The following is a 14,536-nucleotide window of genomic DNA, read 5'->3' on the forward strand; positions in this document are numbered from 1 at the left end:
CCGAACGAGTGGTGAGAGGAGGCAACGATCGCGATGGAAGTCGATCTGCACGAACTGGTCCGTAACGCGGCGAGGCTTGCCGAGTTGGCGCGGCAGACGGGGATGGCACTGCCCAAGGGTTGGGTCCCGCCTGCGGGCGCTGACCCGATCTCCGCGTCGTATGTGCCGCGGCTCAACAACGACGCGGCCAAGGTCTTCAACGGAGTAGCTCAGGTTCTCAATAACCTTCAGCAGACCGCGCACCACATCGGGGCCGCGGCAACCGAGTACAGCAAGGGCGACGCGGAGGGGGCCCAGAAGATCGGAGGTTTCGGGGCCGATGAGGTCGCCAATCCCGTACCCGTGGTGGAGCCGGTCGGTTTACGGCGGGCACCGGTGCATACGTTCCCGGCGGGTGGGGGCACGGTCGATCCGCTGACCTTCGCGCAGCAATTGCACGAGGGCCCCGGTCCCGGTGGGGCGACCAGCTTCGCCGAATCGCTTCGACAGTTCGCGGGCAGTTTCCACGCGAACGCTATCGAGGGCGCCGACCAAGCCGCGCAGGCTATGCAGAACTGGCGGCCGGTGGGATCGGCCGCGGCCGCCGATATTGCCCAGCATCGTGGTTGGCTGGATCGGTTCGGCAGCCAAATGCACACGCTGGCCGACGCCGCCGACACCTACGGGAACGCCTTCCGGACGGCAAAGGACAAGCATCCGACGCCGCAGGAGATCAAGGCAGCGCGCAAGAAGCTGCTCTCGGCGATGCGGTCGAAGAATCAGCTCGCGATCGAGGAGGCGCTGGCGAAATTCCAAGCGCAGAACGCTCTTTCGGCGGAGACGATCGCGGGTTACACCACGGAGGTCGGCTCGAAAGTTCCCGAGGGTGACGATTCCGGCGACGATTCCGGTGACGGCAAAGGCGACGGCAATGGGAATGGGAATGGCAGCGGTACGGGTCAGGGCAGCGACCCCAATGCACTCATGTCGATGCTGCCTGCTCTGATGAGCGGGATGACCGGGTTGCAGCAGGGGCAGGACACCTCGGAGCCGCTCGATGATTACGATGATTACGGGCTCGACGACTACGGGGATTACGGAATTCCGAGCCCGGCCGGCGTGGTGCCGAGTGGTGGTGGTGGTGGTATCCCGAGCCCGTCATCGGCCGGCGGCATACCGTCGCCCGCCGCGATCAAGAACATGTCGGGCACTGGCCTGCCTACCGTTGCGCCCACGGGAGCCCTCTCGAGTGGCGGAAGGGACGGACTGCCACGCACTCAGGTGATCGAACCGCTCGCCGGCGGAGCCGGGGCGGCCGGAGCGCGCGGGATGGGAGCGGGCGGTGCGGGGATGCCGTACATGCCGATGTCGCCGGGCGGAGCGGGTGGTGCCGGTGGGGGTGGCGGCGACCGCAGCCGTGTGGTGGCATGGCACCCCGACCGCCTGATGTACGTCGACGACACGCCGCACACGGATCTGGTGATCGGTGAGCGACCGACCATCGCCCCGACGGTGACGCCGCCGACGCCGGGCCCGAGCAACCAGAATTCAAGCCAATCCGGAGGTACCGCATGACTATCCATCCCGACGTGCAGGCCGCGCTGGATGCCGCGCGCGAGCTGCGGCACAAGATCGCCGACATGCGCGAGCGGATCGACAACATCCGGGCCAGGCGGCCTTCGCCGAGCGGCGCGGTCATCCCCGAAGTCGACGCGATGGGCAGGCTGACCGACCTGTATCTGGCGCCGGGTACCGCGGCACGTCTCACCGGTGCCGAGTTGACCGCCGAGATCATGGCCGCCATCCGCGAGAGCACCGCCGACGCGGCTCGGCAGTACCAAACGATCATGGAAGTCCCGTCCGTGATGGGCGATGACGAGGAATCGGTGTCGGCCGCGGCCGCACCGAGCCAGGCGTGATGACCGCCGCCGTCCCCGAGGTCACCATCGCCGATACGGTGCGGTGGCTGCATGAGGAAGGGCTCGTGCGTTTGGCCGGTGTCGCCGAGCAAGCGTCCGGGATAATCGCCGCCTATACCGTCGAGGTGGCCACCGGAACTGTCGTCGCGCATCCCGTGGCCGGATCCGGTGGTGGCTCGGACGTCATCACGGTGGCTGCCGACGATCTACCACATCCTGTCGGCACCGCAAGGCGGTTGGTAATCGTCGGTGTCACCACGGCGGAAGCCTTGCTCGTCGTGGACCTCGCGGCCACCCTTGCCATATCGATCAACGCAGACTTCCCCGAGCAGGCGGCCCGATCCTGGGTGCTGCAACTGATGCTGAACACGGAAGTCACCGTCACCACCAACTGCTCGGATGTCGCGATCGGCTCCAGCCCCCGATTGCGACAGAGCTTCATTCCCGGTGGCGGCGCATTGATCGTCAATGTCGACGACTCCCGCCCGCCGGTCACTGCGATCACCCTCAACGCGGCCACTGAAGGCCCCGACCACCTCGAGCTCGAGGTCGACGGAACGGGGGAGATGTATCTGGGCTCCCGCTTCTGGGCGCTGAGTCATGTGATGCGGATCGAGGACGAGGCCTGGGCCGCGCTCGCGGAGCGACTGGACGCCGATGATGCCGAATCCGCGGGGCCGCCCGTCGGCTCGGTCACCGACTACTCGATCAGATCCCATTCCTCACACCGACGCTCGGAGGCCAACCGATGAATGAGAATTTCCCCCTCGATGTGGACGACCTCGATTTGGACGAGCAGGACTTCGACGCTTCGGCGTACGAGACCAGGACCTTCGAGGTGTTCAATCCTGATCACACCGCAGGCGTCGCGTGTGACAGAGACGGCGAGATCATCGGCATGCATGTCGCCGACGACGCGCTCGAAAACGGTGACGACTGGCTGGCCGCAGAGATCCTCAAGCTCGCGCGCCTGGCACATGCGAAGTCCCGGGTAGGGCTGCGCAACGAGATGGAGCGCAAGGGCTCGCTGCCCTACACCATCGATTCCTTCGATCTTCCGACCGAGGCTTCCTACCGAGCCATGGAGGACGCCGAATTCGGCAGAACCACCTCCTGACGAGACTTCCGGAACTCCGAGACAGGACACCGATATGACCGATCTGAATATGGACGAGTCGCACAGAGTAAACGCAGCCGCCCATGGCTTCACCGGGGCAGTGACGTCTTACACCGGGAAGGCCAAGGCAGTCGTCCAGGAGTTGGCGCCTATCCATCGTGCCCAATCGGAGCTCGACAACGGTCTCGAGAAGGTGCGTCACTGGATCGGGAAGACGATTATCGACGCCATACCGCGAGCCCAGAGGCGTGCGCAGGCAACTTCCGAACACACCGAGCACACCACCGGTGCGTTCGATGCGGAGGACACTGCGGGCGCCCAGCAAGTCCATCGCACGTCGGTCTGAATTGCTGATGGAGCCGGAGCGCAACAGTCCGTACTGGAATGCCATCGTCGACGACAACTGGCCGGAGATTCCTCCCTCCGATTGGAGCGCGCTCGAACAGACCGCGCGTGACGGAGCGGCCGCACTCGATCTTTTCGAGATGGACCAGCACCGTCGCGCCTTCGACGAACGGGTGCGCTCCAGCGCCGGATTGCAGGTGGTCAAGGACGACATGCTCAGCCAGCGCGCCCATCCGCAGGCTTTCGCGGACGCGTTGGAGGCAGCAGCCGATACCTTCCGCGATTTCTCGGATCTGGTGTACCGGACGCGGAATCAGATCCTGGACATCGTGGAACGGGCTACGCGACGAGCCGACGCCGAATCACGCACGGCCGACAGCACTGAGGACAAAGAGGAGGCCGACGCGGCCAAAGCGCGGATCCCCGGCATCATCGCCGCCGCGAAAGCAGAGGTCGAGGACGTGACGCGCACCGCGATGAACTCGATTAGCCCGACAGGGTTGCCGACCCTTGCCCTCATCGCCGACGCATTGGGCATGCCCGGTCCATGGGAGCCTGGACAAGCCGGCGGTTCCGGTGGGCCCGGGAAACATCGTCCGGCCACCGATCATTCCGGTAAGCACGACGACCACGGCCCGTCCGCACCACATCGACCCGGCGAAGCGCGGCCCGGGCCACACGGCCCGTCCGGCCCGTCCGGCCCGTATGGTCCGTACGGCCCGCTGGGGCCGAGGCCTCCGCTGGACGACATCCTCGGCATGCCCGAGCATCAGCCCCGCGATCGTCCGATATCCGACCTCGACGCCGGGGACCAACCAGCTGATGGTTCGACAGCAGATTCGCCGGTGACTTCGCCCTCGAATGCGTCGACGCCCCACACCACAGTTCCGGCCGGCGCCACCGCCGCCACGCCATTCGCGCCGAGTAGCGGTCACGAGGACAACTCGAGCACCGCGCCGAATGCGCCGGCGCGTTCCGGCCCGATGGGTTCGAGTTCAGAGCCTGCCGCCGTCGAGCACGGCCCCGCGGAGGCAGACACAGACGTTGATGCCGCCTCGGGCGAGCCGCTTGCCGCAGGCAGAGCCAGGACACCCGAGGAGGCTACCTCCGGCACGTATCCGAGCGGAGTTCCCACTGCCGCGCTGGCTGCAGCAGGCCTGTCGATGACCGAACCGGACCCGGCGCTGCCGATGGCGATGCCCATGTCGGGCGCGCCACTCGGGTCCTCGGTGACCGCCTCGGCAGCGCCGTCCGGATCGACGGCGCAGGCCGCGCAGCCCGGGGTGGGATCGCAGGCGCAAGTCAAGCCGATGGCACAGTCGGCCGAATCGAAGGCCCCGTCGATCGTGCCGAAGGTTTCGGCGGGCCCGGCCTCGAATACTGTCGCACCGGTTGCCAAATCGCAGTCCGCGACCAGTAGCGATCGCGGTGGCGAGCCCGCGGAGGAGAGTGGCAGCAACGAACTGATCCGCAATGTAGTCGGCGCCGCGATGACCTCCGCGGCAGCACCGTCGTTCGTGCTCGGCGATCGGGTGGACGGCGACCTGGTGCTGGCACGCACGATTTTGAGTGGCGTACTCGCTGCGGTCGGTTCGTCTGTGGTCGGCATCGGGTGGGCCGTGTCTGTGATGCGACACCCCAGTGGCATCAGCGCATTCGTGACATCGAACGAGGGGCGCGGTTGGCTGCCCCCTGGCTTGTACCTGCCACGGGAGGTGTCCACGCCCTGGGTGTGGGAGGTCGCCGAGGGATCCGGCTGGGAGGGCGTTGCCGATCCGGCGCGGGTGCTCGCCGAATTCGCACTGGCCTGGGGGCGCAAGTCGGGAGCCAACCTGACGGCGCTCGCCTCATCGGAGACGATCGACGTGAACATGCGTCGCCAGCTCGGGGACGTGCCGTCGGCCGGGGAAGTCGGGGCATCATCTGCGATGGATCTGACCACATCGGGCGCGGGGCGAGTGGATCGTCTTGCGTTGGTGGGCGCGCCTGCGCTCTTGGACCGAGCCAATGCGACCCCTGCTGCCGAAATCGGCCGACGCAGCATAGAACTGGCAACCGATGCACATGTGCGGGTCGGTCAGGCTGGGCTGGGTTCGACCCAATCATTCGGAACATCGGGACTGCGCGAGCGCATTCTGATCGCGCTGCGCCAAGGGCACGAGGTGCCGCAGGACTGGTGGGAGGAATTGCGTGACGCCGATGATTTGCTCGCGGCCACGATGCTGTCGCACCGGGCCGATGTGTCCGCGGTGGCTCTCGGCGAGCTGCGATCCGAGCAAACCGCGGGCCGATCGGCATCCGATCTGACCACATTGCGCGGCATGGTGTTCGAACGGCGGTGCGACGAGATCGTGCTGCTGCTGGAGGATGCTCCGTCGCGGCAAAGCCTGCGTGATGCGATCTACGCCCACGCGCAGATTATCGGGCACCCGTCGTTCGTTGCGCCGACGTCACCAGGGCCGGCACCGGCGGTCACGGCGGCGCGACGCCCGACCATCACGGCGGGGCCCGGACGATGAAGCAGCGGCGATCACTGCTTCCCAATCATGGGAAGGATTGACAATGATGAGGTCATTGGTGGGAAAGGACTGATCGCGCGTGCCGGACAGCATGGAAATCGACCCCACGGTGCTGCGTCAGCTGGCCGAGCAACATCGCCAGGTCGCTCGCGACACCAGGGAGTGGGCCAAGCCGCCCGCAGATTGGCTCGCCTCCTTCCTGCCCACCTACGGCAAGATCGCCTCGCCGGTCCACGATGCGCTGATCCGCTATTACGACGCCCGACAGCGGGCAGGCGAAGCGCTCGCCCTCGAACACGATCGCACCGCGGACTCATTGCAAGCCTCGGCGAACGACTATGAAAACTTCGACGATGAGTTCGCAGCGAACATCAACCAGACCATGGAGCCGGGCGGCGGCGGCGGTTCCGGATCGACGCCGCTAGGGCAGCAACCCGGCGGCGATTCCGACATGGGCGGCGGGGCACGGGTCGTCAGGCCGCACGACGGCCTGGTCGGCGGCATGGTCGGCCGTGTGGTTCCTGGTGACATACCGCCGGTTCCTGTGGAATCAGGTCCTGTTGTGCCGGGTTCTGTCCCACCAGGACCGGAGACTTCCCTGCCTGCCGCCGCGAATGCCGGGGAACCGGGCTCGAGCCAACAACAACCAGGTGTCGGTGCGCCCCGTGGGGGAGTCGTCGACCCGCCCGCCGCATCGGCAGGCGGCCCCGCCGAGGCCTCGGTCGGCACAGGTCCCGCGCCCTCAGCTCCTCCACTCGCCGCCGGTGCGACGGCTCCGCCCTCCGAGGCGATCGCCGAGCCCGTTGGCAGGCCGCCGTTGTACACACCGATCGACGATCGTGCGGCGGCGTCCGCGAATCCTGCGGACGGCACGCCGTCGGTGATTCCAGTAGCGCCGATGACACCGTTCGGTGCGGCGGTCGCCGCGGCCAAGGACCAGGCAGCCGAACCGGCGTACGTTGTCGGCGACCAGGTGAACGACGACCTGGTACTCGCGCGGACCCTGCTCGCCGGCGTGCTGGCGGCCGTCGATTCCCCGGTGGGGATGGTCTGGGCGGTAGCGGTTCTGCGCGGACCTGCCGGACCCGGCGTGTTCATCACCTCGAACGAAGGACGTGGGTGGCTGCCCGCGCGGCTGTTCCTGCCGCGTGAGGTATCCACGCCGTGGCAGTGGGACGAACTGCTCGCCGGCGAAGAAGGCAGCGCGTCGCCCTGGGAAGGCGTTTCCGATCCGGCGCGGGTTCTCGCGGAGTTCGGTTTGGCCTGGGGCGTCAAGGCCAATGCCGCATTGTCGGCGATCGTGTCTTCCGGTCCGATCGACCCAGGTTTGAGTTCGCGCCTCAACGATGTCGCGATGGCAGGGCTTGTCGGTCCGGCCTACGACGTCGACCTGCGCGAACCAACGCCGGATACCACCGACCGACTTGGCCTGACCAGCCCGGCGGTGGTCTCGGACCAGCTTGCCGCAGTACCCGACGCGCAGGTTCGCACGCGCAGCGTCGAGCTGGTACAGGATGCGCATGCGCAGGTCGGGCGTTCGGTACGGGCGACCGCCGATGCGGCCGGATCACGACAGTTGCGGGAACAGATCTTGAGCTCCATAGAGGCGGGTCGGACGGTGCCGCGACAGGTCTGGGACGAATTGCGTGACGCCGACGATCTGCTGGCTGCGTCGATGCTGTCGCGCCGAGTCGATGTCGGCCGAGTGGAACTGGGACAGCTGCGGGTCGACGCCGAGGTTTCGGTCCTGCGCGACATGGTGTTCGAGCGTCGGTGCAACGAGCTGGTGCTGTTGCTCGCGGAAGAACCGACGGCGCAGAGCTTGCGTGATGTCGTGTACGCGCACGACCAGATCGTGGAGCATCCGCTGTTCGTCCCGGTTCCCGCCGCGGTGACGACCGCAGAGCCGGAGCGTGTTGTCCGTCCTGCCGCCACCGGGGTTACCGCTCCGGGCGTTTCCGCGCCGAATATCGCGGGACCACCCGCAGGCGCGGTGGTCGCTCCGCCGACGGTGCCTCCGGTCGTCCCACCAGCAGGGGCGCCGGAAGGGTCGTGAGCGGCGCCGAGGGCGGTCCGGCTGCTATACCAGCCGGACCGTTCCCGGCCGAACGGCTATCTGCTCCGCCCCTTCCGCCGATCTGAGGCCGACAGTGCCGGTCCTGCGCGCACAGCGGGCACCCATCATGCGTGCATATCTACCTTGCGCACAGACACAGGAAACAGAAAAATGCCGGTCGCCATACGGCGACCGGCATTTCGCGCTTGCCTACGCTTCGGCCATAGGTTCTTGTTCCAGATCTTGCTCTTCGTCGCCCGTTTCGGAGCCGTCGTTCGCCGACACTGTCGAGCCCTGCTGTGTTCGGGAACGAGCATTCGTGCGTAGGTTGGGCAGTGCGATAGCGGGGGGACCCGGCTGCGGTGCAGCATTGGGATCGCCAGGGGCCGGTGCAGCAGCCGCGGGCTGCGCCTGGTTGGCCTCGGCTTGCTTCTCCTCGGCCGCTTCGCGTTCTTTCTCTTTGTTTTCCTGATCTTGCTTCATCAGCTCCGGCACCATCTGGACCAGCGGCATCATCGCCATCGGGATCATCATCGCCATCGGGGCAAGCGCTTGCAGCGCGCCCCCCAAACCGCCGCCTGCGTCACCTTGGCCTCCGCCGCCGCTGCCTCCGCCGCCGTTGCCCCCGCCGTTGCCATTCTCGTTGCCTCCGCCGTTGCCGTTGCCCTTCCCGGGGTTGGCTTTTTCTTCGTTGCTCTTGGCGACCTCGGTCACCAGGTCGTACACCTTGTCCACAGCGGTGGCGACCGCCTTCAACAGGGCCGATTCCTCCGGGGCCTTCAGTGTGGCGCTGCCTGGAGACTTCAGCTTGGTGTTGAGGTCGGCGACGATGTCTTTGATATCGCGCAGCGTCTTGTCCTGGTCGGCGGCCACCACGATCGAGGTCTTGAGCACCTCGGTGTCGAACGTGAGTAGGGCCGACTTGCGCGACTCGACCATGTTGAGGGCTTCTTTATAGCCTTCGGTCAGCTTGCTTTCGCCGAGGTGTTCGTACACGACCGGTCGCAAGAGATCTTCCACCTGCGGTGGCGGCTTGGTGGTGCCGCGACCGAGGAGGTCGACCGCGGATTGAATCGCGGCTTCGCCCATTGTGATGAAGGCTTTGAGGCCCGCCGACGCACCCGCTGGGGTCGCCAGCTTGACCGGCCAGTAATTCTTACCGACGGTATTCGGCAATGGCTTCGGCTTGGACTTGGCCGCGAGCTCTGCCGCTTTTTCAGCTTCGGTATTCGCCGCCTTCACCACCATGCGCCGGCACCGCCTCTCTGGAAGTCCCCCCATTGTCGTCGCTTCCCAAACTTGGGGAGTGCTGCATAGTTGAACTACTTACATACCTCCAGGGCCGACAAGACGCCGCTGCGAGGCGGCCCCATTGTGTTCGGGCAGGATGTGAAAGGCGGTCGGGTGATGCGCGATGGCGAGTCGGTCGAATGGCACAGACACTGACTGAAGACCTGCATGGAGTACTGCAATCGCTGCTCGGGCTCTATGGCGAGGGTCAGCCCGGAGCAGGTCAAGCGGCGGCGGTCAAGGCGCTGGAGGCCGAGATGCGCTCTCATGCGGGAGCAATTGCGGTCGGCTACAGCGATGCGCGAGGCGCGCACAACTCGATTGCCCAATCACATTCGGGCAAGGACGCTCTCGTGTTCAAGACAGCCGCCGAATCCGCCGACGGAACGGTCACCGGTCGCGCCCACATGAAGGATCAGATCGCGGACTTCGAGGCGCGAGTGCGGGCGATCGCCTCGGTGGGCGGTACCCGCTTCAGCGGCCCAGCGTTGCTCGATGCCGCGCATATCACCATCGCCAATGCCACCAAACGAGTCGACGCCGACGTCGCGGATGCCAGGCAGAAGGCGGCGCGAATCATGCCGCCCACGGTGCCCCCGCCGAGGGTCGGACGGCATTCGGCCTCGACGCGCCGTCGTCGTCGGAATCGAACTCGTTCGGCTTCGGCGTCCCGGATGCAGCACCGAAGCGCAATACGGTCGGATGGGACGAAGGGCAGCAATGCGGTGAGTGCCGCGAGCGCCTGGCTCGGAACTCCGTACGTCTGGGGTGGCGGCAACAATCTCGGCCCGAGCGGCGGCGGCTTCGACTGCTCCGGCCTGACCCAGTACGCGATCGCGCAGGCTTCCCACGGCGAGGTGGTCCTGCCGCGCACCACCTACGAGCAGATCTACAGCGGGGTCCGAGTCGACCCGAGGGATGTTCGGCCCGGTGATCTGGTCTTTCCAGGCAGTTCGTTCAGCACGCGAGGGCCCGAACATGTCCAGCTCGCCGCGGGTAACGGCATGGTCATCGAGGCGCCGTATACGGGCTCGACTGTCAGTTGGTCGCGGATGTCGAGTGACGCCATCGTCGTTCGGGTGCTTTGAGCCAGCGGATGCGGAGGGGATGACCGCGTGGCCATAGACATTCCGAGCGAGGTCGTGTACTTCCTCAACATGGTGGGCATCCCGTATCCGGACATCAACGAGGACGACGTCAAGGCCCTCGCCGAGCAGGTGCGCACCTTCGCCACCAACGTCCAGAACACGCACGAGTCGGCCAGCGGCGTGATCAACGATATGGGCGCGGTCTATTCGGGATATTCCTACGAGCAACTGGTAACCAGCTGGGCCACCATGAGCGCGACCCACATGGCCGACCTCGACCGCGCCTGCCGCTTTGTCGCAAAGGCGCTGGAAATTGCGGCCGAAGTGATCACCGTGGTCAAGGTGGTGGTACTCGCTGAGCTTGCCGCGTTGGCGGCGTCGTACATCGGCGCGATGTTGGTACCCGGATTGCAGCCCATGACAATCCCGCTCGGGATGTCCGCACGCAACATCTGCTCTCAGATGCAGCAGATGCTGGTGGGCTACATACTCGCCGAGGTGATCGGAAAGGCGATCGAGCCGCTCGAGCAGACCATCGAAGACATGATCAAGGGGGTGGTCTACGGCGCGGCAAGCAACATTCTGGGGGTGCCCGATCCCGGCGCAACATCGATACCGTTGCGGATCGATCCCGACGAGGTGCAGCGCTATGCCAAGGTGCTCGACGAGCACGCCGACGACATCATGAAGCATGCCGCTACCTTCGCCGCCAACGTAGCGCCGCTCGACTTTACGACACCCGCCCGATTCGATCAGACTCCGAACATTACGGTGCCGGAACCTCGGATTGCGGCGATCGGACCCGCCGCGCCGATCGGACCCGCCGCGCCGATCGGACCGGCCGATACGGGGCCCGCTGCGGCGCCGCGTCTGTACGAACCGCCGTCCGCGGCCAACGCGCCACAGCCGACCGACCGCCCGCCGACGACCGCCCATGGTGCGGGCGAGGATCGGCAATCCAGTTCGCCCGACCGGCCCACCGCCGATGCGGTACGGCCGACAGCCGAGCCGGGACAGCAGACCGGTGATGCCGCGCAACCGGGGAAGACCCCCGGACAGTCATCCGGCACGCCGGGTTGGTCCGGCGCTACTCCCGATGGAGCGGCTCGGGCAGGCGACACTACCGATCGCGCCGATGGTGGTCGAAGTACTGTGCTCAGCCCGGCCGCGAGTGTCGATCCCTCAGCGGCCGACAGTCGGCAGGGAGCCGGCGCGGTCGAACGGGACCGAGCGTCGGGTCTACACGCGGGTGGGCAGGTAGTCGCTTCCACTGACTCCACAGGTATCGGTGGACATGCGCACCAGGTCGGACCAGCTGTCGATCAGCCGCAAGCGATGTCCGACCCGACGCAGGCACAGGCAGCGTCTGCTCCGCCCCGTTCCGGACAGGGTGGGGCAGGTTCCGGACGTGGTGGGGCAGGTTCGGCGACGCCGTGGGGGCGTGCCAAGCCGAAGACCTCCAAAGCTGACAGGCCGCGGCGGCGCAAGGCCGTCCGCCCCTCGGCGACTTCTGCATCCACAGACCGGAAGCCGAGCGAAACGCCGTGGTCCAAGGTCGCTCGCACACCGGACGTCGCGGCCAAAGTCTTCGCGCCGAAGGTCGACCGACCGTCCGCGCAGCCACACGATGAGAAGGTCGCCGAGCAGGATCGTGATGTCGCCGCGCCGGATCGCGTCACGGTTGAGGTCGACGCGGCTTCCGGCCCGCCGCGTGTGACGGCACCGATCGTCACTGCGCCGGAGGGCGTCGATCCGAAGGTCGACAAATAGCCCGTCGGAGTGAGCGGTGCCGTATTCCCGAGAGTGGGGATTTGCGAGGGAATGAAATCGCGACAACGGTACAGGGTGGTGCCCTGGCGTGCGGCGGAAGAATCGGCTCGATTGCCGAGATGGACCATGCAGTGGCCGGTGGCGTGCCGGCGCTACCGGCCACTGCTCTTAAGGTCAGATCGTCGGGATGAGGGACCGCGATCCGTCTTTGACTGTACTCGGTTCTGTCGGAACGTTCAATAGTGTGCACTCAATCAGCGGCAAGAAATTCCTGACTGCCACTTGATGCGGATTTGCCGCGCGGCGGCTGGTCGCCGGGTTGCGGCCACCAGCCGCCGTCGGAAGGGGGTCGTCAGAAGTGGGATGACTGCGACTCCATAGCCAACGGTACCGTCATGTGACGGTACGTTCAAAGTTGGTCAATGTCTGTCGAGCGGTCGGTACCGACCAGGCGTAGTCTCCCGGCGGTCGTGACTCGATTGGGCGGATATCGACTTCCCGGTGTTGGGGAGTCGATGCGGGTCGAGCCTTATCCGCAGTAACTATCGTTCTCTCAGGCGAGATCTGCGGAAGGAAGCCCGAATTGTCAGCGGCCGAGGACGCGTTCTACACAGGTGTACAGAGTTTGGCCTTGGTCGCAGGCGGTGTGCGCAATGAGCAGCATGCCTCCGCGGCGTTCCGGGCTGCTACCGACCTCGATCCTGATATGTGTGATGCCTGGTTGGGGCGCGCAATGGCAGGCGAGGTCACCGAGGAAGTGATCTACGGCGCCTACCGTTCGGTGCACAATCTCTATCGTGACCAGCAGCGAGCCGGTCTTGTCGATCGTGCACTGTGGTGCCAGGTCGAGATCGGCATGTACGGACTGCGCGTCGCCATGGCCGATCGCGATCAGATCTCGATCGCGCAGGCATGCTCCTACGCGCAGGGTGGTGAATGGCAGGAAGCCTCGGTCATTCTCGACGAGGTGCCCAGCGACGACGTGTCCGACTTCGTGCGCATGTCACTGTATTTCCGGACCAAGCGGTGGACAGATGTGCTCGCCTCTCGCGAGGCACGCCCGACGCTCGAGGACGGGCTGCTCGATATCGCGGCCGAATTGATGTCCACCCAGGCGCTCGCGCAATCGGGTCGCATCGGTGAGGCGCTGCCCCGCGCGCAGCGGATCGTTGAGGACAGTCAATCCGGAAGTCTGTCCTACATCTGGGCGGACGCGCACTTCCTGCTCGGAATGCTGTTGCGGCACACCGGTGATCATGACAACGCCGACAGGATCCTCAAGGGTTTGCAGGGTTCCGGGCTGTGGCAGCAGCGCGAGGAATGGCAGCGCGCGGTCAAGGATAAGAACTATCGGCTCGAAATCGCCTCCGCGGATGTCATCGCATCGAGGACCGACCGCTGGGACCCGAATTCCGGCGATGATCCTGCCGAGGTGGCGGCTTCGGCGGCCAAAGCGGAGCGCGATGTCCTGCTCGCCGAGGCCTCCGACCTGTTGCAGGCGCAAATCGGCATGGACTCGGTCAAGGAGCAGGTCGACCGGCTCAAGTCCGGTGTGTTGATGGACCAGGTGCGCGCCAAGCGTGGACTGGCAGTGGATTCGAAGTCGCAGCACCTCATCTTCTCCGGTCCTCCCGGTACCGGCAAGACCACCATCGCCCGAGTGATCGCGAAGATCTTCGCCGGGCTCGGTGTCGTGGAGAATGCCGACGTGGTCGAGGTGTCCCGTAACGACATGGTCGGTACTCATCTCGGTCACACCGCGCCGAAGACCAACGCGCTGATCGACTCGGCGCTCGGCGGCGTGCTGTTCATCGACGAGGCGTACACACTGATCCAAGAGGGTCTTTCCGGTGGTGACGCGTTCGGTAAAGAGGCCGTCGATACGCTGCTGGCGCGAATGGAGAACGACCGAGACAAGCTGGTCGTGATCATTGCCGGATACGAGGACCAGATCGACCGGTTCCTGGCATCCAACGACGGTCTGGCCTCCCGGTTCACCAAGCGGATCCGATTCGCGAGCTACGACGCGGCCGAACTCGTGCAGATCGCCGAACACATTGCGCACAAGAAGGATTCGATCCTCTCCGAACAGGCCCGTGAGGTGCTGCGCTTGCGCTGCGCCGAGTTGGCCGAACAGACCAAGAACGGCAGGCGACTGATCGACCTGGCAGGCAACGGACGTTTCGTGCGTAACGTGGTCGAATCCGCCGAGGCGGAGCGCGACTACCGTTTCACAAGGGACAACGTCGATGTCGCTTCGATGACCGACGAGGAACTGATGACGATCGATGCGTTCGACATCAGCACCGCGCTGGAGGGTTTGGCACCGTCCGCTCGGGTGTGACGAGCGCCGGTCGCTTGCGCTAGCAGTCGTGGGGGGGGGGGGGGCGGGGGCGGGGCGGGGGGGGGGGGGGCGGGGGCGGACGGCGCCGGCCGCCAGGGGACTTGGTAGC

Annotated in this window: 11 protein-coding genes; 10 read left to right on the forward strand and 1 reads right to left on the reverse strand. The window is 66.1% G+C overall.

Annotated elements, in window-relative coordinates; translation table 11 throughout:
- The first annotated feature begins 33 nt into the window (after nt 1-33).
- From ACFU4Z_RS26125 to ACFU4Z_RS26155, 7 genes are all read left to right on the forward strand, one after another.
- Nucleotides 34-1,554 (forward strand): PPE domain-containing protein, encoded by a 1,521-nt coding sequence (locus ACFU4Z_RS26125; RefSeq protein WP_379067473.1) that lies wholly within the window; start codon nt 34-36, stop codon nt 1,552-1,554.
- Entirely contained in the window at nt 1,551-1,898 is a 348-nt protein-coding gene (locus tag ACFU4Z_RS26130; RefSeq protein WP_379067476.1) for a YbaB/EbfC family nucleoid-associated protein, read from the forward strand. Before ACFU4Z_RS26125 ends, ACFU4Z_RS26130 begins: the two co-directional genes overlap by 4 nt.
- Nucleotides 1,898-2,650, forward strand: a complete 753-nt coding sequence (locus tag ACFU4Z_RS26135; RefSeq protein ID WP_379067477.1) for a hypothetical protein — start codon at nt 1,898-1,900, stop codon at nt 2,648-2,650. The genes ACFU4Z_RS26130 and ACFU4Z_RS26135 overlap by 1 nt, the downstream gene beginning before the upstream one ends.
- On the forward strand, nt 2,647-3,015 hold the full coding sequence (locus ACFU4Z_RS26140; protein ID WP_379067479.1) for a hypothetical protein: 369 nt from the start codon (nt 2,647-2,649) through the stop codon (nt 3,013-3,015). Before ACFU4Z_RS26135 ends, ACFU4Z_RS26140 begins: the two co-directional genes overlap by 4 nt.
- A gap of 34 nt (nt 3,016-3,049) precedes the next feature.
- Complete coding sequence (locus ACFU4Z_RS26145) at nt 3,050-3,361, forward strand: hypothetical protein (RefSeq protein WP_379067481.1); 312 nt, start codon at nt 3,050-3,052, stop codon at nt 3,359-3,361.
- Nucleotides 3,312-5,879, forward strand: a complete 2,568-nt coding sequence (locus ACFU4Z_RS26150) for a hypothetical protein (RefSeq protein WP_379067483.1) — start codon at nt 3,312-3,314, stop codon at nt 5,877-5,879. Before ACFU4Z_RS26145 ends, ACFU4Z_RS26150 begins: the two co-directional genes overlap by 50 nt.
- 79 nt (nt 5,880-5,958) lie before the next feature.
- Nucleotides 5,959-7,935: a type VII secretion target gene (locus ACFU4Z_RS26155; RefSeq protein WP_379067485.1), complete on the forward strand. Its 1,977-nt coding sequence runs from the start codon at nt 5,959-5,961 to the stop codon at nt 7,933-7,935.
- 210 nt (nt 7,936-8,145) lie between these two features.
- Here the strand turns inward: ACFU4Z_RS26155 and ACFU4Z_RS26160 are convergent, their stop codons facing one another.
- A complete protein-coding gene (locus ACFU4Z_RS26160) occupies nt 8,146-9,183 on the reverse strand; it encodes a hypothetical protein (protein ID WP_379067487.1) in 1,038 nt (345 codons plus the stop codon).
- 182 nt (nt 9,184-9,365) lie between these two features.
- On the opposite strand from ACFU4Z_RS26160, the gene ACFU4Z_RS26165 reads away from it, so the two are divergent.
- The 3 genes from ACFU4Z_RS26165 to eccA all read left to right on the forward strand — a co-directional run bounded on the left by ACFU4Z_RS26165 (nt 9,366) and on the right by eccA (nt 14,427).
- A complete protein-coding gene (locus ACFU4Z_RS26165; protein WP_379067489.1) occupies nt 9,366-10,313 on the forward strand; it encodes a C40 family peptidase in 948 nt (315 codons plus the stop codon).
- A 27-nt stretch (nt 10,314-10,340) separates the two neighbouring features.
- Entirely contained in the window at nt 10,341-12,083 is a 1,743-nt protein-coding gene (locus ACFU4Z_RS26170; RefSeq protein WP_379067491.1) for a hypothetical protein, read from the forward strand.
- Nucleotides 12,084-12,666: 583 nt separating this feature from the next.
- The gene (gene eccA / locus ACFU4Z_RS26175; RefSeq protein WP_379067493.1) at nt 12,667-14,427 is read left to right on the forward strand and encodes a type VII secretion AAA-ATPase EccA; all 1,761 of its coding nucleotides are present in this window, start codon (nt 12,667-12,669) and stop codon (nt 14,425-14,427) included.
- The last annotated feature ends 109 nt before the right edge of the window (nt 14,428-14,536 follow it).

This window comes from Nocardia sp. NPDC057440, assembly GCF_042802915.1.
Classification (GTDB): domain Bacteria; phylum Actinomycetota; class Actinomycetes; order Mycobacteriales; family Mycobacteriaceae; genus Nocardia.